The organism is Serratia sp. JSRIV001 (assembly GCF_019968745.1).
In the GTDB taxonomy this organism is placed as follows: domain Bacteria; phylum Pseudomonadota; class Gammaproteobacteria; order Enterobacterales; family Enterobacteriaceae; genus Chania; species Chania fonticola_B.
In genome coordinates, this window is sequence record NZ_CP074147.1 from 1,758,565 (window position 1) to 1,778,978 (window position 20,414).

The 20,414-nt window shown below is 55.4% G+C and carries 19 protein-coding genes; 10 read left to right on the forward strand and 9 right to left on the reverse strand.

The window, feature by feature from the left end; translation table 11 throughout:
- The first annotated feature begins 135 nt into the window (after positions 1 to 135).
- Both nhaC and KGP17_RS08020 read left to right on the forward strand, forming a co-directional pair.
- On the forward strand, positions 136 to 1,584 hold the full coding sequence (gene nhaC, locus KGP17_RS08015) for a Na+/H+ antiporter NhaC (protein WP_021805199.1): 1,449 nt from the start codon (positions 136 to 138) through the stop codon (positions 1,582 to 1,584).
- Positions 1,571 to 2,749, forward strand: a complete 1,179-nt coding sequence (locus KGP17_RS08020) for a MalY/PatB family protein (protein WP_223499134.1) — start codon at positions 1,571 to 1,573, stop codon at positions 2,747 to 2,749. The genes nhaC and KGP17_RS08020 overlap by 14 nt, the downstream gene beginning before the upstream one ends.
- A gap of 56 nt (positions 2,750 to 2,805) precedes the next feature.
- On the opposite strand, the gene KGP17_RS08025 is transcribed toward KGP17_RS08020, so the two are convergent.
- The 4 genes from KGP17_RS08025 to KGP17_RS08040 all read right to left on the reverse strand — a co-directional run bounded on the left by KGP17_RS08025 (position 2,806) and on the right by KGP17_RS08040 (position 7,148).
- Positions 2,806 to 4,179 (reverse strand): NAD-dependent succinate-semialdehyde dehydrogenase, encoded by a 1,374-nt coding sequence (locus tag KGP17_RS08025; RefSeq protein ID WP_223499135.1) that lies wholly within the window; start codon positions 4,177 to 4,179, stop codon positions 2,806 to 2,808.
- Positions 4,180 to 4,412: 233 nt separating this feature from the next.
- On the reverse strand, positions 4,413 to 6,110 hold the full coding sequence (gene dld, locus KGP17_RS08030) for a D-lactate dehydrogenase (RefSeq protein WP_021805196.1): 1,698 nt from the start codon (positions 6,108 to 6,110) through the stop codon (positions 4,413 to 4,415).
- Between the two features lie 43 nt (positions 6,111 to 6,153).
- Positions 6,154 to 6,948 (reverse strand): type I methionyl aminopeptidase, encoded by a 795-nt coding sequence (gene map, locus KGP17_RS08035; protein WP_021180434.1) that lies wholly within the window; start codon positions 6,946 to 6,948, stop codon positions 6,154 to 6,156.
- Positions 6,945 to 7,148, reverse strand: coding sequence for a ParD-like family protein (locus KGP17_RS08040; RefSeq protein ID WP_024527427.1), 204 nt, complete (start codon positions 7,146 to 7,148; stop codon positions 6,945 to 6,947). Before KGP17_RS08040 ends, map begins: the two co-directional genes overlap by 4 nt.
- A 171-nt stretch (positions 7,149 to 7,319) precedes the next feature.
- Here KGP17_RS08040 and ddlA point away from each other — a divergent pair, with 171 nt between their 5' ends.
- Positions 7,320 to 8,426, forward strand: a complete 1,107-nt coding sequence (ddlA, locus tag KGP17_RS08045; protein ID WP_094982991.1) for a D-alanine--D-alanine ligase — start codon at positions 7,320 to 7,322, stop codon at positions 8,424 to 8,426.
- Between the two features lie 51 nt (positions 8,427 to 8,477).
- Here the strand turns inward: ddlA and KGP17_RS08050 are convergent, their stop codons facing one another.
- Together KGP17_RS08050 and KGP17_RS08055 are read right to left on the reverse strand one after the other, a co-directional pair.
- On the reverse strand, positions 8,478 to 9,260 hold the full coding sequence (locus KGP17_RS08050) for an ABC transporter substrate-binding protein (protein ID WP_223499136.1): 783 nt from the start codon (positions 9,258 to 9,260) through the stop codon (positions 8,478 to 8,480).
- Between the two features lie 33 nt (positions 9,261 to 9,293).
- A complete protein-coding gene (locus KGP17_RS08055) occupies positions 9,294 to 10,448 on the reverse strand; it encodes a pyridoxal phosphate-dependent aminotransferase (RefSeq protein ID WP_021805192.1) in 1,155 nt (384 codons plus the stop codon).
- Positions 10,449 to 10,588: 140 nt separating this feature from the next.
- Here KGP17_RS08055 and KGP17_RS08060 point away from each other — a divergent pair, with 140 nt between their 5' ends.
- The 7 genes from KGP17_RS08060 to KGP17_RS08090 all read left to right on the forward strand — a co-directional run bounded on the left by KGP17_RS08060 (position 10,589) and on the right by KGP17_RS08090 (position 18,556).
- Positions 10,589 to 11,515: a LysR substrate-binding domain-containing protein gene (locus tag KGP17_RS08060; protein WP_039995865.1), complete on the forward strand. Its 927-nt coding sequence runs from the start codon at positions 10,589 to 10,591 to the stop codon at positions 11,513 to 11,515.
- Positions 11,516 to 11,611: 96 nt separating this feature from the next.
- Entirely contained in the window at positions 11,612 to 13,909 is a 2,298-nt protein-coding gene (bglX, locus tag KGP17_RS08065) for a beta-glucosidase BglX (RefSeq protein WP_037375104.1), read from the forward strand.
- A 92-nt stretch (positions 13,910 to 14,001) separates the two neighbouring features.
- Positions 14,002 to 14,925 (forward strand): dihydrodipicolinate synthase, encoded by a 924-nt coding sequence (locus tag KGP17_RS08070; RefSeq protein WP_021805189.1) that lies wholly within the window; start codon positions 14,002 to 14,004, stop codon positions 14,923 to 14,925.
- A 99-nt stretch (positions 14,926 to 15,024) separates the two neighbouring features.
- On the forward strand, positions 15,025 to 16,065 hold the full coding sequence (locus KGP17_RS08075) for an ABC transporter substrate-binding protein (protein ID WP_223499137.1): 1,041 nt from the start codon (positions 15,025 to 15,027) through the stop codon (positions 16,063 to 16,065).
- Positions 16,062 to 17,060 carry an iron ABC transporter permease gene (locus KGP17_RS08080; protein WP_021805187.1) on the forward strand — a complete coding sequence of 333 codons (999 nt, stop codon included), beginning with the start codon at positions 16,062 to 16,064 and terminating at the stop codon, positions 17,058 to 17,060. Before KGP17_RS08075 ends, KGP17_RS08080 begins: the two co-directional genes overlap by 4 nt.
- Positions 17,053 to 17,832: an ABC transporter ATP-binding protein gene (locus tag KGP17_RS08085; RefSeq protein WP_037375102.1), complete on the forward strand. Its 780-nt coding sequence runs from the start codon at positions 17,053 to 17,055 to the stop codon at positions 17,830 to 17,832. Before KGP17_RS08080 ends, KGP17_RS08085 begins: the two co-directional genes overlap by 8 nt.
- Positions 17,825 to 18,556 (forward strand): substrate-binding domain-containing protein, encoded by a 732-nt coding sequence (locus KGP17_RS08090; protein ID WP_037375101.1) that lies wholly within the window; start codon positions 17,825 to 17,827, stop codon positions 18,554 to 18,556. The genes KGP17_RS08085 and KGP17_RS08090 overlap by 8 nt, the downstream gene beginning before the upstream one ends.
- Before the next feature lie 121 nt (positions 18,557 to 18,677).
- On the opposite strand, the gene KGP17_RS08095 is transcribed toward KGP17_RS08090, so the two are convergent.
- From KGP17_RS08095 to yajD, 3 genes are all read right to left on the reverse strand, one after another.
- Positions 18,678 to 18,983 carry a hypothetical protein gene (locus KGP17_RS08095; RefSeq protein ID WP_021805186.1) on the reverse strand — a complete coding sequence of 102 codons (306 nt, stop codon included), beginning with the start codon at positions 18,981 to 18,983 and terminating at the stop codon, positions 18,678 to 18,680.
- The gene (locus KGP17_RS08100) at positions 18,980 to 19,615 is read right to left on the reverse strand and encodes a division plane positioning ATPase MipZ (RefSeq protein ID WP_021805185.1); all 636 of its coding nucleotides are present in this window, start codon (positions 19,613 to 19,615) and stop codon (positions 18,980 to 18,982) included. The genes KGP17_RS08095 and KGP17_RS08100 overlap by 4 nt, the downstream gene beginning before the upstream one ends.
- A 336-nt stretch (positions 19,616 to 19,951) precedes the next feature.
- Positions 19,952 to 20,293, reverse strand: coding sequence for an HNH nuclease YajD (gene yajD / locus KGP17_RS08105; protein ID WP_021180444.1), 342 nt, complete (start codon positions 20,291 to 20,293; stop codon positions 19,952 to 19,954).
- Positions 20,294 to 20,414: the final 121 nt, after the last annotated feature.

Below are 20,414 nucleotides of genomic sequence, written 5' to 3' on the forward strand. Positions count from 1 at the left end.
AGAGGTTGTTCTGAGATCTGCCTCACAAAGTTATCCGTCATGAAAGCGGTTACATGGCTTGAGGCGCTAGCTCACACCCCGAGAAATCAGGATTCACTACGCTAGCGGCACATCAATAACAATTCGGGGTGACCTATGGATGGTAAGAAAACGCTCAACCTTTGGCTGGCTTTGCTGCCGATCGTTGCCATGCTGACGCTGTTGATCGTCGGCTATGGGGTGTGGGAATTACGTATTGAACCGCTGTTACTGCTTTCGGCGGCCGTTGCTGCCGGGTTGGCACTGTGGCAGGGCTACAGCTGGGATGACATTATCAACTCGATCGTCAGCAAACTGGCGAAGGCTATGCCGGTGATCATGATCCTGATCTGCGTCGGCGGGCTGATTGGTACCTGGATGATCAGCGGCACCATTCCTTATATGGTGTACTGGGGGCTGAAAGTGATCAGCCCGCAATATATTCTGATCGCGGCCTTTTTCCTCACCAGCGTGATCTCCGTCTGTACCGGCACCTCATGGGGGTCTGCGGGGACCGTCGGCGTTGCGCTGATGGGCGTTGCTGCGGGGCTGGATGTGCCGTTGGCTGCGGCGGCTGGCGCGGTGGTTTCCGGGGCCTATTTCGGCGATAAAATCTCTCCGCTGTCGGATTCGACCAACTTTGCCGCCATCGTGGCCGAAACCGATCTCTATGCGCATATCAAACACCTGATGTACACCACACTGCCCAGCTTTGTGCTGGCAGCCACCGTTTACCTGATCGCCGGTCATAGCAGCGTGGTGGGAACGGTTGCCACGCCACAGCGGGTCACTGACATCATTGTTGGGCTGGAAAGCCTATATCATTTCAACCTGCTGCTGATCCTGCCGCCGGTGCTGGTGCTGTGGGGGGCGGTAACCAAACGACCGGTGATCCCGGTCATGCTGGCAGCCTGTGTGCTAGCGATCGGCCTCGCCGTGGTGATGCAGGGCTTTAGCCTGAAACAGGGCCTGAACGCGCTGATGGACGGCTTCAACCTGTCGATGTTTGCTGAACGCGGGCATGATATCAGCGGTGTGATCGCCGATGTTCCGCGCTTGCTTAACCGGGGGGGCATGTTCTCAATGATGAGCACCATCCTGCTGGTACTCTGTGCCTTCTCGTTTGCCGGTGCGCTGACCTTGACCGGTGCGCTGACGGTGATTATCAACCGGTTGCTGAAAGTGGTACGCACCACCGGCCAACTGATTGCCGCCACGGTGGGGACCACCATCCTGGTCACCGGAGCGACCAGCGACGGCAAACTGGCGCTGCTCATTCCTGCTGAGCTGTATAAGGATGCTTATCGCCGCATGGGATTGGATAACACCAACCTGTCACGCACCATTGAAGATGCCGGTACGGTGATTGAGCCCCTCATTCCCTGGACAGCGGCCGGTGTTTATATGGCCACCACGTTGGGAGTGAACACGCTGGATCTGCTGCCTTGGGCGGTGCAGTGTTACGCGGCGGTCTTCTTCGCCTTGATTTACGGCTTTACCGGTTTTGGCATCGCCAGAGTGACGCCAGAGGCTCAACAGCAGGAGATGCCAAATGAAACAGCCTGATTTCAACCAGGTGGTCGATCGCCACCATACCAGCTCGGTAAAATGGGATTTCATGGGGCATTATCTGCAATTGCATGAAACCGACCTGTTGCCGATGTGGGTATCAGACTTTGACTTTCCTTGCCCGCCAGCAGTGCAGCAGGCTCTGCATGCGCGTGTCGATCATGGCGTATTTGGCTATAGCGAACGTGACGAAGTTTACTACCGGGCGGCTATAGAGTGGTTTGCCCAACGTCACCAACTGCCGCTGGAACGGCAATGGTTTACCTCGATCGAAGGGGTTGTGCCGGGGATTGCTCTGCTGATCCAGATGCTCAGCCAGCCCGGTGATGGCGTCGTGGTGCAGGGGCCTTTTTATGGCTCCTTCAAGAAGGTGATCGCTCTCAATGGTCGGCGGGTACTAGAGAACCCACTGCAGGAGCGGGAAGGGGAGTATCACTTTGACTTTATCCAGTTGGCCGATATGTTGCAGCGGGAAAAGCCGCCGTTGCTGGTGCTGTGCAATCCGCATAACCCAACCGGCCGCTGCTGGAACCCGCAGGAACTGACGCAATTGCTGACGCTATGCCAGCAACATGGGGTGACGGTGATCTCTGATGAGATCTGGGCGGATTTGATCCTGCCAGATGAGCGCTTTACCTCGGTGTTACACCTGGGGCCGCAGTGGCACGATCGGGTGATTGTAGCCACCTCTGCCAGTAAAACCTTTGGGTTGTCGTCGCTGCGCATCTCCAATTTCCTGATCCCGAATACGGCGCTACGTGAACAATTTGTCGAACGGCTCAATGCGCATGGGTTAGACGTTTTCAACGCGCTTGCCATGACGGCAGCAACGGCGGCTTACCAGCAGGGCGGTCCGTGGCTTGATGCCCTGTTGGCTTATTTGGCTGAGAACCGGCGCTGGTTTACACAGGCATTGGAGCAGGCGGCTCCATGGTGCCGGATAATATCAACACAAGGCACCTATCTGGCCTGGCTGGATTGCCGTGCGCTGGGGTTGGATGATGATGCTTTGCAGCTAGCCATGCGTCAACAGGCCAAAATTGCGCCTTCGATGGGCTGTGGATTTGGCGAGCAAGGGGAGGGGTTTATCCGCATCAATCTCGGCTGCCCACGCACCTATCTTGAAATGGCCGTCGCAGGGTTGGCTAAACTAACTGATTGATTTTTATAGTGGGCGCAGGATACTGCGCCCGCTTAGCGTCCCTCGAGTATAAAAACTCAGCTATGGCTTACCATCACCAGCTTCTGGTTCACAAACTCCTTAATCCCCAGATCTGACAGCTCGCGCCCAAAGCCGGAACGTTTCACGCCGCCAAACGGCAGCTCAGGCGCGGTATCGGTCAAGGAGTTGATATACACCATGCCGGTTTCAATGCGTGAGGCCAGCTTTTTGGCTCGTTCAATATCCGTGCTGAAGATGGCCCCGCCAAGCCCGTAGTGGGAGTCGTTGGCCAGTTTCACTATCTCCTCGTCATCGCTCACCACATAGACCTGCGCCACCGGGCCGAAGAACTCGGTGAAATAGGCCGGGTTATCGCGGCTGATATGCGTGAGAATGGTGGGTTCAAAGAAGTTACCTTCATGCTGTAACGCCTTGCCGCCCAGGTGCAGTTTGGCCCCTTGTTTCACCGCCTCATTGACCTGCTCGGTTAACCCTTCCAGAGCCGACTTGGAAGATAGCGGCCCTAAGGTGGTGGTTTCATCCAGTGGATCGCCCATTTTCACATTCTTGAAATGCTCCGTGAGCTGTTGCAGGAACGCTTTCGCCACTTTCTCCTGCACGATAAAACGCTTGGCGGCGGTGCAGACCTGCCCGGCATTGTTCAGTCGCGCCTGGGCGCCGACTTTAACGGCCTTCTCGAGATCGCAATCGTCGAGCACGACAAAAACGTCGTTACCTCCCAGTTCCAGCGTGGCCTTTTTCAGCTTCTTGGCCGCCTGAGCTGCCACGATGCTACCTGCTTTCTCCGAGCCAGTCAGTGCTACGCCCTGCACCCGATCGTCGGCGATGATATTGGCCACCTGGTCTTGGGAAATATACAGGTTGGTATAGGCGCCTTTGGGCGCCCCGGCCTCATGCACCAGCTTTTCGAACGCTTCGGCGCAGTGTGGCACGATGCTGGCGTGTTTGACCAATACCGGATTACCGGCCGCCAGGTTAGGGGCGAGCACACGCATCAGTTGGTAAAAAGGGAAGTTCCAAGGTTCGACCGCCATCAACACCCCAATGGGATGATGCTCGACCCAGGCCTCACCCAGGCTGGACTCATAGCTTACCGGGGCCAGGAATTTTTGCGCATTATTGGCATAGTAACGGGCAATCTGGCCACACAGTTTTACTTCGCCACGGCTTTGCTCGATCAGCTTACCCATCTCAACGCTGGCAATGTTCGCCAGTTCCTCCACCCGGCTCTCCATGAGATCGGCCAGCTTATGCAACACGGGTAGGCGCTGGATGATTTCACCCTTGGCCCAGTCGGAATGATACAGCGCATCGGCCTGGGCCAGCGCCAGCTCCACCTGATCGTCGTTATGCGGGGTATATTCTTTAATTAGCTGATTGTTAAAGGGGTTTACTGTCTGGTATGGCATGAAGTGCTCCTTTCGTCGCTCATGTTGACGCCTGACAGACGCCTTATTCAGAACATTAAGTCTAGACGACTGGGCAGAAGAACAGGGGCATAAAGAGCGATAACGCGCTAGCGCCCCGCATGCAGAGGCTTAATACGAGTGTGCTGAGATGATCCTTTGCTCCCAAAAGGGCAGGCTCTACCAGCTCCCTCTCCCTGTGGGAGAGGGTTGGGGTGAGGGGATAGGATAAAATGTTACTGAATGTTGTTACCCCAGTGTTTTTGCTTGCTGGTTTTGCCAATGCCGGGATTAAAACTGTTGGTAGGATCGGCATCCTGATAGAAAGCCTGCAAATCCGGCTTGGCATGATACAGATGGCCGACGTTGTGCTCGGCCGGATACTCCGCACCACGCTGATTGAGGATCGCCAACATCTGTTCTTTCAGCGCATGGCTGTCCGCGCCTTTTTTCACCACGTAATCCTGGTGGAACACGTGGCACATAAAGTGGCCGTAATACAGCTTGTGCACCAGTTGGTTGTCGATCTCTGGCGGCAGGGTTTCGAACCACTCGGTATCGTTGCGGCGCAGGGCGATATCCAGCGCCAGAATGTCCTCGACCTGATCGGCATGTACCGCGTGATAGCGCACGGCGGCGCCCGCTGCGGCAAAGCGGTGCAGGAACGCTTTCTTACCTTCTTCAGGCGTGCAGACGAAAAAGTCACCGTTGGCCTGGGCAAAATAGCTTTGCAGATACTGCTGGGCTTCCTCTACGCCTGGGCCGGCCATTTTCAGCAGCAGATGGTGTTCAAAGCGTTGGCGATATTCTTTCATGCGCGGCGGCAGATGGTTAGGGGCCAGCTTGCTCAGCTTCTGCATCAGGTTATCGGTGAGGTTGTGCGGTATCAGTGGCAGTTTGTTCAGTGTGGCATCCACCCGGCCTTTCAGGGTGAAGAAACGCGGCATTTGATCGGTGCCCAGTTTGTCGATCATCATAAAGGTGTCTTTGCCATACACCTCGGCGATATCGAAAATATCGCGGTGCATATATTCCCCGGCCACCGGCAGGTTTTCAAACTGGCTCAGCATATGGCGGCGCAGCTCGGTCAAAACTGCGGTGTCGTTGGTGCCGATATAGAACACCTGTTCCTTGTCTTCTTTGGCAAAGGTGTCCAGACGCACTGCAAACACTGCCAGCTTCCCGGCACAGCCGGAAGCCTCGAACAGGCGGCGTTTATCGGCATTAAAGCGGGAAGGGGTATCGGCATCCACATCGCGCACCCGGCTGGCGTATTCATTATCCGAAGCGCGCAGTTCGCCATGTTCAACATCCGTTGGCCGGTAATCGCCCTTTTCCAACCGCGTAAGGATCTCTTCCGGCGTATCGCCCAGGTTAATCCCCAGATGATTGACCAACCGTAACTGGCCATCGGCGTCCAGCTTGGCGTACAGCGCCATTTCGGTATAGGCTGGGCCGCGCTTGACCAGCGCCCCACCGGAGTTGTTGCATATTCCCCCGATCACCGAGGCGCCGATGCAGGAAGAACCGATCACCGAGTGCGGTTCACGGCCATAAGGTTTCAGTAACCTCTCCAGCTTATTGAGCGTGCTGCCAGGGAAGCCGACCACCTGCTTGCCGTTATCCAATACTTGAATATGATCGAGCCGCAGGGTGCTGACAATGACAATCTCACGGTCATAATCCTGGCCGCTGGGGGTAGAGCCTTCGGTCAAGCCGGTGTTGGCCGCCTGCATAATGACAATCTTATCGGCGGCAACGCAGGCTTGCAGGATCTGCCACAGTTGCAGCAGACGGGTGGGGAACACTACGGCCAATGCCTTGCCACCGCCGGAGCGGAAACCTTTGCGATAACGTTCGGTGCTACGCTCGCCGGTCAGCACTTGCGCGTTGCCAACGATACTCTTCAACTGAGTGATAAATGCCTGCGTCATGCCCATCTCCATGTCCCCGCCGGGTTGCAACGGGGTTTAATGTTTAATAGCGTTCCTGATATCCCGCCTCACGTTCTTCTGCACGCAACGTCAGGATCTCCACGCCGTCAGCGGTCACAGCCACGGTGTGCTCCCATTGGGCAGAAAGTTTTTTATCACGGGTGACCACGGTCCAGCCATCTTTCTTCTGTTTGATGCGGTGGTCGCCCTGGTTAATCATCGGTTCGATGGTAAACACCATCCCTTCCTGCAACACCGTGCCGGTGCCGGGCAGGCCGAAGTGTAGCACCGCTGGGCCTTCGTGCATTTCACGGCCAATGCCATGCCCACAATATTCCCGTACTACGCTATAACCCGCCTGTTCTGCATGTTGCTGTATGGCGTGGCCGATGTCACCCAGCGTAGCACCGGGTTTCACAGCCCGAATACCTTGCCACATTGACTCGTAGACATTGTTGACCAGGCGCTTGGCGAGCGGGGTGGTTTGACCGATGCAATACATCTTGCTGGAATCGGCAATAAAACCATTATTTTCCAAAGTGATATCGACATTGACGATCATCCCCGAGCGCAGAATTTTGCTGGCCGACGGGATACCGTGGCAGATCACCTCGTCGATCGAGGTATTAAGCACGTAGGGGAAATCATACTGGCCCTTGCTGGCAGGGCGTGATTTCAGCTCATTGACGATAAAGGCTTCGGTACGGTCATTGATCTCCATGGTGGTGATGCCTTCGCGGATCACCTCATCGAGCATGGCAAACACCTTGGCCAGCAGCGCGCCGGAGTGGCGCATGATGGCAATCTCCTGCGGCGTTTTAATCACAATATCTTTCACCCAACAATCTCCTTCAGCGTCAGCGCATTATCTTTCATCATTTTCTTTACCAGTTGAGGATAGGTTAGCTCTGGGTTCAGCTCTGCCAGCATGCCGATCCTGATCCAGTGTTCTGCCTGTGCGTTGATAGAACGCGACATGGTCAGGCTGGCGAGCCTGAGATCGTCATGTAGCGTCTCCGAGATTTTTACAATCCCCATAGCCGACTCCGTAAGTGAACAATATACGGAGTGTATACGTTTTGGATGCTGTGGGTTTGGCATTCTGTGGCGCAGGCATTTTAGGCCCAATGGTCATTGCCGGGGTCGCACAATGCGTTTATTGTGATCGTCGGCTTTGTTGCCATGACTTTTTTAAGAAGGATTTAAGGCGTGACTAAACTACGTGTTGGGGTGATCTTTGGGGGCAAATCGGCGGAGCATGAGGTTTCGCTGCAGTCGGCAAAAAATATTCTGGATGCCATCGACAAAGAGAAGTTTGACGTCACGCTGTTGGGCATTGATAAGCAGGGGCAGTGGCACCTTAACGATGCCTCCAACTTCCTGCTGAATGCGGAAAACCCGGCGTTGATCGCGCTGAACCACTCGAATAAAAACGTGGCGTTGGTCCCTGGGTATGAGAAACAGCAACTGATTGAAGCCGACGGTGCCGGTGCTTTGGGGCAGCTTGATGTGGTGTTCCCGATCGTCCACGGCACCTTGGGGGAGGATGGCTCGCTGCAAGGGCTGCTGCGCATGGCGAATATGCCGTTCGTGGGGGCGGGTGTGCTGGGCTCCGCCGTCAGCATGGACAAAGACGTCACCAAACGTCTGCTGCGGGATGCCGGGCTGTCAGTAGCGCCGTTCGTCACGCTGACGCGTTCCAACCGCAACAAGTACAGCTTTGCTCAATTAAGTGAGAGCCTGAGGTTACCGCTGTTTGTTAAACCGGCGAACCAGGGCTCCTCCGTTGGCGTCAGCAAGGTGCATGACCAGGCTGAGTTCGAAAAGGCCATCGCCTTGGCATTCAGCTTCGACCATAAAGTGCTGGTAGAGTCGGCTATTGTTGGCCGTGAGATCGAATGCGCGGTATTGGGCAACGACAATCCACAGGCCAGCGTCTGTGGCGAAATCGTCCTGAGCGATGAGTTCTACTCTTACGACACCAAATACATTAATGAGCAAGGCGCGCAGGTGGTGGTACCGGCGGCGATCGATCAGGACGTCAGCGATAAAATCCGCGAGGTGGCATTGCAAGCCTTCAAGGCGCTGGATTGCCTGGGTATGGCGCGCGTCGACGTGTTCCTGACGCCGGACAATAACGTGATTATCAACGAAATTAATACGTTGCCCGGTTTCACCAATATCAGCATGTATCCAAAACTGTGGGGAGCCAGCGGGGTGAGCTATAGCCAACTGATCACCATATTGATTGAACTGGCGCTGGAGCGGCATCAGCAGGATCGCGGGTTGAACAGTTCGGTATTTGACAGCAAGTAAATGGCGTTTTCCTGGCACTCTCCGAGTTGAAGAGTGCCAGAAGACAACGGTTTACTTCACCGTGACATCGATATCGCCAAAGTACTTCTTGGACAGCTCGCCAATGGTGCCTTGCTGCTTCACCTTGGCGATGGCGTCGTTGAGCTTTTTCAGCGTCGCGGTGTCATCTTTACGCAGGCCGAAGGCGATCCCTTCGCCCAGGATTTTATCGTCCTGTACCGCATCGCCAACAAACGCGAAGCCTTTACCATCCGGATGCGCCAGGAAACCGCTCTGCCCGGCAGGGGCCATGATCAAGGTGGCATCCAGGCGGCCAGCGGTCAGATCCAGATAGACCTGGTTTTGATCCTGATAGGATACGACATCAATCCCTTCCGGTGCCCAGTGTGCCTTGGCATAGTTTTCCTGAATGGAACCCTGCAACACGCCGACGTGCTTACCCGCCAGCGATTTGGCATCGGGTTGCAGGCCGCTGTCGGCCTTGGCAATCAGGCGGTTTGGCACCTGATAAATCGAATCGGTAAACGCAATCGCCTGCCTGCGCTGCTCGGTGACGTTCATCGCCGAGTTAATCACGTCAAATTTGCGGGCCTGCAACGCCGGGATCAGGCTGTCGAACGAGGTTTCTACCCAACTGCATTTGACCTGTGCGGCGGCGCACACGGCGTTACCCAGATCGATATCAAAGCCTTCCAACTGGCCGCTGGCGGATTTGGACTCGAAAGGCGGATACAGGGCTTCAAGCCCAAAACGCAGGCTATTCTCTGCCGCTAGTGTGGAACCGGCTGCCAGTAAACATCCCGCCGCGATCAGCGTTTTCAGTGCTTTTTTCATTGTTGTTGCTTCCCCATGGTAAAAATCAATGGATCACACCTGACACAGACGGCGAGCGCCTTCCAGCAGGGTGTCATTATCTTTCGAGAAACTAAGCCGGATAATGCCGGTATCAGTGCCGTCGCTGTAGAACGCCGACAGCGGGATGGTGGCCACCTTGGCTTCGCGGATCAAACGGACCGCAAAGTCGTTGTCGCTTTCATGACTGAAACCGCTAAAGCGGGCCAACATAAAGAAGCTGCCACGGCTGGGCAGTAACTCAAAGCGTGATTTTTGCAACGCGGCTGCCAGCAGATCGCGCTTTTGCTGGTAGAACTCCGCCAACCCCAGGTAGCTCTGTGGATTATTCAGGGCGGCGGCAAAGGCGTATTGCATCGGGGTATCGGCAGAGAACACCATAAATTGGTGCACCTTGCGGATTTCGTCCATCAGCGCTGCCGGTGCCATGCAGTAACCGACGCGCCAACCGGTGACGTGATAGGTCTTGCCAAAGGAAGAGACGATCACGCTGCGCTCTGCCAGAGCAGGATGGCAGGCCATGCTGTGGTGAATGCCACCATCAAACACCACGTGCTCATACACTTCATCGGAAAGAATGACGATATCGGTATTGTGGGTCAGGGCAGTCAAGCGCTCGATATCGTGTTCATCGAATACGCTGCCGGTAGGGTTGTGCGGGCTGTTGACGATGATCATCCGCGTTTTGCTGTTGATTGCCGCCGCCACCTCATTCCAGTCGATGGTTAAATCTTGCAGTGAAAGCTTGATGGCAACCGGGGTCGCCCCCTGCAGACGCACAATCGGGGCGTAGCTGTCGAAGGCAGGTTCGAAATAGATCACCTCATCGCCGGGATGGACCAGCGCGCTGATGGCGGAGTACAACCCTTCGCTGGCGCTGGCGATCACCGTGATTTCGTCGTCGGCGTCATAGTGGGCGCCATACAGCCGCTCAACTTTTTCCGCCAGTGCATGACGCAGTGCCGCTACGCCGCTCATCGGGGCGTACTGGTTATGACCTGCACGCATGGCTTGGGCAACGTCCTCAACCAGTTGCACATCACAGGCAAAATTGGGGGCGCCCTGCGACAGATTCAGGGCTTGATGTTCGGCGCTCAGTTGGCCAATCACAGTGAAAATGGTAGTGCCAACGTCCGGCAGTTTCGAACGTTGCGAACAGGCGCTGTGCATGGGGGGCTCCTGGCAAAAGAATCGAGTGTCGAATGATTAAGCATCAGTTAGGATGGGCTAACAAGAGAAAATTCGTCATGCTTGCCATGCAGCCAGATCATGGCTGATAGTGAAAATAAATGCAGGTATCGGGATTTATTATGCAAACATCGCTACCGTCGCTCGACGTGCTGAAAACCTTTGTGGTGGTCGCTGAGCGTCTCAATTTCACCCATGCCGCCCAGACGCTGCATCTGACGCAGGGCGCGGTCAGCCGCCAGATCCTGGGTTTGGAACAGCAACTGGGTTATCCGCTGTTTAGCCGCCGCGCGCGTGGGTTAACGCTGACGCCACAGGGCGCGCTGCTGTTGGCACCGGTACAACTGGCGTTAGAGCAATTGGCGCAAGCGCTGGCCAAGGCCGGGGAGCAGCCGGGTACGCTACGCGTCAAATGCCCAACCTGTGCGATGCGCTGGGTATTGCCGCGCATTATTCGCCTGCAGAATGAACGGCCAGAGATGCATATCGAACTGACTGCGTCGGTATCGCACGGGCTGGATTTTGGCAGCGAGCATTTTGATGCGGCGGTGGTGTTTGGCAAACCTCAGGGCAAACGGCTGGTGGTGCACCATCTGTTTGATGAGATCCTGACGCCGGTCTGCACGCCGAACTATCTGCCTGGCCTGGATCGGCCACCAGAACCTGCCGATCTGGCGGAGACAACCTTGCTGCATCCTACGCGCGATCGCCGTGATTGGTTGCTATGGTTGAAAGCGGCGGGGCAGACGGCGTTGCCCTCTGCCAAGTCACAGCATTTTGATACGCTCGATCTGGCGATGAGCGCCGCATTACAGGGCTGTGGTATCGCCATTGGCGATTTGTGCCTGCTAGAGGAGGATATTCAGGCCAATCGCATTATTACGCCGTTCCCGATCAGCGTGGTCAGCGGTGCCGCCTATTATCTGGTTTACCCCGAACATGCGGTGGTGCCTGCGGCCTTAACCCGGCTGGTGGAGTGGCTAGGGGCAGAGGCGCAAGCTAGCCGGAGCAGATTGCATCATCTGCTAACAACAACGCAGACGAATTGATTCTGCAAACAAAAAGAGTATGGCAAACTGCGTGCTCACATCTATTAATGCCTCCTGGCCGACATTGCCGGCGGGGACGTGCCTGAGAATCAAACTATGAAATGGCTTTGTGTGGTGAGTATGTTGTCTGGCCTGGCTATCAGCCCGGTTTTTGCGCAGGAAAGCAGTGTGACCCAAGGGATCTATGCTCAGGAGCGTGATGCCTTTGTCTCCAACCTGATGAAGCAGATGACGCTGGAAGAGAAAATCGGCCAGCTACGTTTGATCAGCGTTGGGCCAGATAACCCGAAAGAGGCCATTCGTGACGGCATCAGCAAAGGCCAGATCGGGGCGATCTTCAACACCGTGACCCGGCCAGATATCCGCGTCATGCAGGATCAGGCCATGCAGCTCAGCCGCCTGAAGATCCCGCTGTTTTTTGCCTATGATGTGGTACATGGCCAGCGTACCGTATTCCCGATCAGCCTGGGGCTGGCGGCGAGTTTTGATCTGGAGGCTATCGCCCTGAGCGGACGTGTTTCAGCGCAGGAAGCCAGCGATGACGGCCTGAACATGACCTTCTCGCCGATGGTGGATATTACCCGCGATCCGCGTTGGGGCCGAGTCTCCGAAGGGTTCGGTGAGGATACCTGGCTGGTATCGAAGATTGCCAAAGTGATGGTGGATGCCTACCAGAATGGCGATCCGTCCAAGCCGGGTTCGGTGATGGCCAGCGTGAAGCACTTCGCCTTGTATGGTGCAGTTGAAGGCGGCCGTGACTATAACACCGTCGATATGAGCCCGTTGCGTATGCATCAGGATTACCTGCCGCCGTATAAGGCGGCGGTAGATGCTGGCAGCGGTGGCGTGATGGTTTCGTTAAACTCAATCAACGGCGTACCGGCGACGGCCAACCCATGGTTGCTGAAAGATCTCCTGCGCGACCAGTGGGGCTTTAAAGGCATCACCATTAGCGATCACGGCGCGATTAAAGAGTTGATTAAGCATGGCGTGGCCGCGGACGCGCGCGACGCGGTGCGCTTGGCGATCACCTCCGGCGTCGACATGAGCATGAGCGACGAGTATTACGACCAATACTTGCCGGGGTTGGTGAAGGAGGGTTTGGTTTCTGAAAGTGAGATCGACCGAGCCTGCCGCGACGTGCTGAACACCAAATATGATATGGGCCTGTTTAAAGATCCGTATAACCACCTTGGCCCGGTTGGTTCCGACCCGCAGGATACCAATGCCGAAAGCCGTCTGCACCGTGCGGAAGCCCGTGTGATTGCCCGTAAAACGATGGTGCTGCTGAAAAATGACAAGCAGACGCTGCCATTGCAAAAGCAGGGTACCATTGCGCTGATCGGGCCGATGGCCGACAGCCAGCGCGATATTATGGGGAGTTGGTCAGCCGCAGGCGTGGTGAAGCAGTCGATCACCGTGCGTGAAGGGTTGCAGAATGCGGTGGGCGATAAGGCCAGCATCCTGTACGCCAAAGGGGCCAATATTACTCAGGACAAGAGCATTATTGATTATCTGAACGAGTATGAACCTGCGGTAGCCTTTGACACGCGTCCGCCACAACAGATGATTGATGAAGCGGTGAAGATCGCCAAACAGGCCGACGTGGTGGTGGCGGTAGTGGGTGAGGCGCAGGGGATGGCTCATGAAGCCTCCAGCCGGGCGGATATCACCATTCCACAAAGCCAGCGTGACCTGATCGCGGCGCTGAAAGCCACGGGTAAACCGCTGGTTCTGGTGCTGATGAATGGCCGTCCGTTGGCATTGAGCTGGGAAAGTGAACAGGCAGATGCGATGCTGGAAACCTGGTACAGCGGCACCGAAGGCGGTAACGCCATCGCCGACGTGCTGTTTGGTGACTACAACCCTTCCGGCAAGCTGCCAATGACTTTCCCGCGCTCAGTGGGGCAGATCCCGATTTACTACAACCATCTCAACACTGGCCGACCGTTCGGCAAGGAAAACCCGGGCAAGTACACTTCGCGTTACTTTGATTCGCCGAATGGCCCGCTGTATCCATTTGGGTATGGTCTGAGCTATAGCCAGTTTGCCCTGTCGGACTTCAAGCTCTCCAGCCCCGAAATGGCGCGCGACGGCAAAATCACCGCCAGCGTGATGCTGAAGAATACCGGTAAATATAACGGTGCCACCGTGGTGCAGCTGTATGTGCAGGATGTGACCGCCTCGGTCAGCCGCCCGATCAAGGAGCTGCGTAACTTCAAGAAGGTGACGTTGCGTGCCGGGCAGGAACAGCGGGTGGAATTACCGATTACCGAGGACGATTTGAAGTTTTATAACGCCAGCCTGAAATGGGGCGCGGAGCCGGGTAAATTCAACGTGTTTGTTGGCCTGGACTCGGACAACCTGCAACAGCAGAGCTTTATCCTGAAATAAGTTTGTGAGGGGACAAGGTATCCCGGCTCCGACGCCATGTCCCCTCATCAAATACCAAGTGGTTCACGATAAAAATCACCGGAGATTGCATCATGAAAAGATATCTGGACTGTAGCGCCAGCGATCTGGCCAACATCAGCAAAGACGATCTGATCTACGCCATCCGTGCCAGCGAAGGGCGCATCTTGGTCAGTGAGAGCATCGCGGTCACTCAGCCGCTACTCAATAACGTTACCAATGCCGAGCTGGCCGCCAGCCAGGGGGCCGACATCCTGCTGCTGAACCTGTTTGATGTCAATCAGCCGCACATTGCCGGGCTGCCTGGCGATGTGCCGCCTGAGAATGCCATACGCGAACTGCAACGGCTGACCGGGCGCGTCATCGGGGTCAATCTGGAAGCCGTCGATCCGGCGTTTGCCACCACGCATAATGAGTTCTGGCAGATGACGGCGGGGCGCGCGGCCACGGCGGAAAACGCCCGAAAGTTGTATGAGCTTGGCGCTCGCATGGTGGTTTTGACCGGTAACCCGAATAACGGCGTCAGCAACCAGGCCATCGCAGAGGCGCTGAAGCACATTCGTGACGAAGTGGGCGATAAGCTGGTGCTGGTGACCGGCAAAATGCACGGTGCCGGGATTGTGCGTGAAAGCGGCAGTCAGTTGATCACTGAACAAGATATCGCACTGTTTGTAGAAAATGGAGCTGATATCGTTCTGCTGCCAGCACCGGGCACCATCCCCGGCATGTCGCAGGAAAAGGTCGCCTCGCTGATTACGTTTACTCAGCAACAGGGCGCGCTGGCGATGACCGCCATCGGCACTTCTCAGGAGGGGGCCGATGTGCAAACCATTCGCCAGATTGCTCTGATGAGCAAAATGGCAGGGGCCGATCTGCATCATATTGGTGATACCGGCTATCTTGGCTTGGCGTTGCCGGAGAATATCTTTGCCTACAGCGTGGCGATCCGCGGCGTACGCCACACCTATACCCGCATTGCCCGCTCCGTTAACCGTTAGCAATTTGCCTTTTCAATGCGTTGTTTGATCCGGTAGATTGTTTCATGGCGGCTATCGCTATATTATTTTGTATATAACGATAGCCCGCCGGAAACGCCCATGTTCAAACGTCTATTACTGCTTGCTCTTCTTTTCTCATCCGCCGCCTTGGCGGATCGCCAGGTTACCGATCAACTCAACCGCACCGTGACGTTGCCGGACCACATTACTCGTGCCGTGGTGCTACAGCATCAGACGTTAAACCTGCTGGTACAGCTAGACGCCATGCCGCAAGTGGTTGGCGTGCTCAGCAGTTGGCAGAAACAGCTGGGGCCGAACTATTTACGGCTGGCTCCAAGCCTGGCCAAGATGCCCATGCCGGGCGATCTTACGGCGGTCAATATCGAAAGCCTGCTGGCTCTGCACCCGCAGGTCGTGTTTGTGGCCAACTATGCCCCGGCGGATATGATCGCCCAGATCGAACGTGCCGGTATTCCGGTGGTGGCAATCTCGCTGCGCCGTGAACCAGCGGCTCAGGCTGGGAAAATCAATCCGGTAATAGAAAATGAAGATCGGGTTTATAACCTTGGCCTGCAGGATGGTATTCGCCTGATTGGCAAGGTGATGGGCCGTGAGGCGCAGGCGGATGCGATGGTGAAAGATGTTTTCCAACAGCGCGCGTTGGTGGCTAGGCGTTTGCATGATATTCCAGAGGATCAACAGGTGCGGGTCTATATGGCTAACCCGGATCTCACTACGTACGGTTCGGGTAAATACACCGGCCTGATGATGCAACATGCCGGTGCCGTGAACGTAGCGGCCAAAGATATTCAGGGGTTTAAGCAGGTTTCCATCGAAGACGTGCTGAAGTGGAACCCGGCGGTGATCTTTGTGCAGGAACGTTACTCCGACGTGGTGCAGCAGATCCTCACCTCGCCACAGTGGCAGGCGATTGACGCGGTAAAACACAAACGGGTTTACCGGATGCCGGAATATGCTAAAGCCTGGGGCTATCCAATGCCGGAAGCATTGGCGCTTGGGGAATTGTGGATGGCAAAAACGCTCTACCCACAGCGTTTCACCGATGTTGATCTGCAACAGCACGTAGACGCCTACTACCAACGCTATTACCGCGCCAGTTGCTGCCAGAGCGGCAAATGAAACTGGGGCTGTTATTACTGCTTACGGCCTGCTGCGCGCTGCTCTCCCTGGGTATTGGCCGTTATCCGGTCACGGCGGGTCATAGCCTGATGATTTTGTTGGAACCGGCTATCGGCCAGCATGCAGATATCACGGCGATCGAACGGCAGGTGATCCTCGGCGTGCGTGTGCCGCGTGTGCTGTTGGCTATGGGGGCGGGGGCGGCCTTGGCGCTTTGTGGAGCGGCACTGCAAGGGGTATTTCGTAACCCATTGGTCGATCCACATATTATCGGCGTGTCTTCTGGAGCTGCTTTTGGTGGCGCTTTGGCGATCCTGCTTGGCCTGCCGGTATTGGTGCTGTTGCTGAGTGCTTTCGTCTTTGGCATGTTGGCGCTGTTGCTGATTTTTGCCATCACCAGCGCCATCGCTCGGCGTAATATTCTTTCTTTGGTGCTGGCCGGGGTGATCCTTAGCGGCTTTTTCTCTGCCTGCGTTAGCCTGGTGCAGTATCTGGCGGATAGCGAAGAGAAGCTGCCTAGCATCGTATTCTGGTTACTAGGCAGCTTTGCGACGGCGGATAGCCATAAGTTGCTGATGTTATTCCTGCCGCTACTGCTGGCCGGTGGCCTGTTATTGGCCCTGCGTTGGCGTATCAACCTGCTTTCATTGGGAGATGAGGATGCGGCTGCGTTAGGGATTAACGTTGAACGAACTCGTTGGCTGATCCTGATGCTGTGTGCGGTGATTGTGGCAGCACAGGTGGCAGTCAGCGGCAGCATTGGCTGGGTAGGGTTGCTGATCCCGCATTTGGCCCGCCTGCTGGTGGGGCCGGACCACCGGCGTTTATTACCTGCCGCGATGTGCCTTGGAGCACTGTATATGGTGCTGATCGACGATTTGGCGCGCAGCTTAAGCAGCAGTGAAATTCCTCTGGGTATTCTCACCGCTCTGATCGGCGCTCCTTTGTTTGCCTTGCTGTTAAAGCGTGCGCAGGTAAGGGGTTGGAATGGTTGAAACGCTGCTACAGGTCAGCAACCTGAGCTTTGGTTGGCCAGGGCAACCCAAGTTGTTCCAACAACTTGATTTGCAGTTAAAGCGGGGGGAAGTGCTGGCAGTGCTTGGCCCCAACGGGCGTGGCAAAAGCACCTTGATGCAACTCTTGCTGGGCACTTTGCCGTTACAGCAAGGGAGCGTTGTCGTTCATTGCGGATTAGGGTTTGTGCCGCAGTATTTCACGCCGCCGTTTGCCTACAAGGTGCTGGATATTGTGTTGATGGGCCGGGCTCGGCATGTCGGGCTGTTTCGTTCGCCTTCGCCTGAGGATCATCAGTTAGCCAAACAGGCCCTTTATTCGCTGGATATGCAGGCATTTGCCGATCGTGAGTTTGGCAGCCTTTCCGGCGGGCAACGCCAATTGGTGTTGATAGCCCGGGCGTTGGCGATGGCCTGTGAAGTGCTGATCCTCGATGAGCCGACCTCGGCACTGGACTTACATCATCAGGACCGGGTGCTGACCATGATCGACCAACTGGCACGAGAACGGCAGATGGCGGTGATATTCTCGACACACCAACCTAATCATGCTCATGCCGTGGCAGACCGTGCACTCTTGCTGGGGGCAGAAGGGAGCCATCAGTTGGGCAGTTGCCAGCAGGTTCTGACGGCAGACAATCTTTCGCCGCTGTTCCATCTGCCGATTGAACGGGTATCCGTTCCCTTTGCAGGCAGCCAGTTGGAAACGTTGGTGCCCATCTTCCACAGCCAACGGGAGCGCAATTGTGAATAGCATTACTCTTTTTGCCGCAGGAAGCCTGAGGCTGGCGTTTTCTCCGCTGTTGACGGCGTTTGAGCAGGAGAGCGGTCACCGGGTCGAGGCCACCTTTGGCCCGGCAGGGATGCTGCGGGAACGGATTGAGCGGGGGAAAAGGCCGCAGGTGTTTGCCTCTGCCAATCTCGAACATCCACAGCGGTTAGTGGCACTTGGCTTTGCGCAGGCGGTACAGCCGTTTACCCGCAATCGCCTATGCGCCACGGTGCGAAATACCCCGGAGTTAACGCAGCCGGATTTGCTGACGTTGCTGTGCGACCCACAATGGCGTGTTGGCACCTCGACACCGGTAGCCGATCCTTCCGGCGACTATGCGCAACAGCTGTTCGATCGCCTGGAGCATTGCTTGCCGGGGCAGGGGAGCGCATTGCGTAGCAGAGCAGTGGCGTTGGTTGGTGGGCCAGATTCTGCGCCAATACCGGCGAGCCGGTTGGCGGCGGAATATCTGCTTGCTGAAGGTCTGGCAGATATCTTTCTTGGCTACGCCAGCTATGCAGATACCTTGGCCTCCTACGCTCAGCTAAAAGTACGTAGATTGCCAGCCGTGATCGACTTCAAAGTGACCTATGGATTGTGTCTACTGGATGAAAGCTGCGTGGCTGCGCAGGCGTTGGTAGCCTTTATTCTGGGCGTTCGAGGGCAGAGGATTTTACAGCGTATGGGCATGTTGGCGTTAGACTAAGGCTTTACTATCAATAACATTAAGTTAATAGCTTAATAACGTGACAGCTTGGTAACTTGCTTATTAATCTTGCCAGCTTACTCGTTTGTTAACTTGTTAAGCTGGCGAGTTATTGAGTTGATCAAATCTTCTTTAGCAAGGCCAGCAACTGCGCCTCGCTCTTGTCGGCCAAAGTGTCGATGGCCAACTTGATCACATCAGAACGGGTGATGCGCACGATGCCGTTACGCGCCGCATGACCGATCACTTCGTCGATCATCTCCACGTGGTTATCCGTCAGGCTGACGGACAGCGCTTTATAAATGCGCTTACGGCCCTGGGGCTTTTCGGCAACGGCGGCAGGAGCGGGAACAATCAACGTATGCGAAGTGGCGCTGTTGATAAATTCATCTTCCGACATGCGGTGGGTTGGCGTACGTTTTTTCACAGGATCACCTCTGTTACCAGGCTTTCGATTTCGTGCTGCGCTTTTTCATTGTGCGCTTCATGCACGGTTAGCGCTTCGCCCCAGGCATCGCGATAAATTTTGCGATCGCACAGGCGGTTGCTCACCAACTTCAGTTCCGGGTATTCGCTTAGCACTTCGGCCGCTTCGTTGGCTTCGTTAATGAAGATATTGGTTGGGCACAGGTTGAGCACAATGTGGCCTTTTACCTTTTCATTGTATTCCTGGGCGGTGGAGAACATCTCGGACAGGTAGCCGATGGTATCCAGGTCCATCTGCGAAGGGCGCAACGGCGAGATGAACAGATCGGCGGCCAGCAGACCGGAGCGTAATTCTGCGCTGTCGCGGCCAGCGGTATCGACAATCACATAATCGTAGTGACGGTTCAGTTCCAGCAGGGTTTCTTTAATCTTGCCTGAGGCTGCCACCACCGGGATCTGCGGAAGCCCTTCAACATTCTGACGGTCGTTGAACCAGGTCATGATGGATTTCTGATCGTCGGCATCGACGATAATGGCCGTTTTCTTCTGTTGCAGGATCAGATATCCGGCGATGTTTACCGCCATGGTCGATTTGCCGACGCCGCCTTTCTGCGAACCAATCAAAACAATCATGTTGCCATCTCTCAAGTTGCCAAGCAGATAACTTATCAATTAGCTAACTTAATAAGTTAATGCGCTTGCTAGGTTGGTAGTTAAATGAGTTAACAAGTGCGTATGACGACAATATGCCCCATTGGCCGTGGCTTGCCAAGTAGCGAAAGTCTTAACTTGTGGGTTTGTTTGTTTAGTAACTTACTAGCTTAGTGAGTTATTGGCTGAGAAAAAGGGCTAAAATGAGCGTTGAATTTAACTAAGTTAATAGCTTAACAGGTTGGTGTTTTGTGAAGTCATTAAGGTAGGGATGTGGCGGAACCGCATGCATGCTGCGGCCCCGCTTGGGGAATAACGCTACTTTTTCATCATGTTTTTCAGATTGGCGAAGGGGTTATGTGTGGCTAACCCTACGTCTTTCTGCGCATCTTCACCTGCCACCACTGTGGAGCCATACTGATCGGCTTCGGTGTACTTTGAGTGCTCATGATCGTGGCAGTACAGGCACAACATTTCCCAGTTGCTACCGTCTTCCGGGTTGTTGCTGTGGTCATGATCGATGTGATGCACCGTCAATTCACGCAGGTTGGAGTAAACAAATTCGCGTGAACAGCGCCCGCAGACCCACGGGAAGATTTTCAGTGCTTTTTCGCGGTAACCGGTTTCCAGTCTCGCGTAGTTTTTTGGAATGTATGCCATGTGGGCACCTACAGGATCAGAATGATATTGCGCTCAATATTACCACAAACCGCTAGGAGATCGCGCAATCTGCACCCGATGAACAAGAGATGCCGTTCCCGGCGCCAAGTCTTATGAGTTT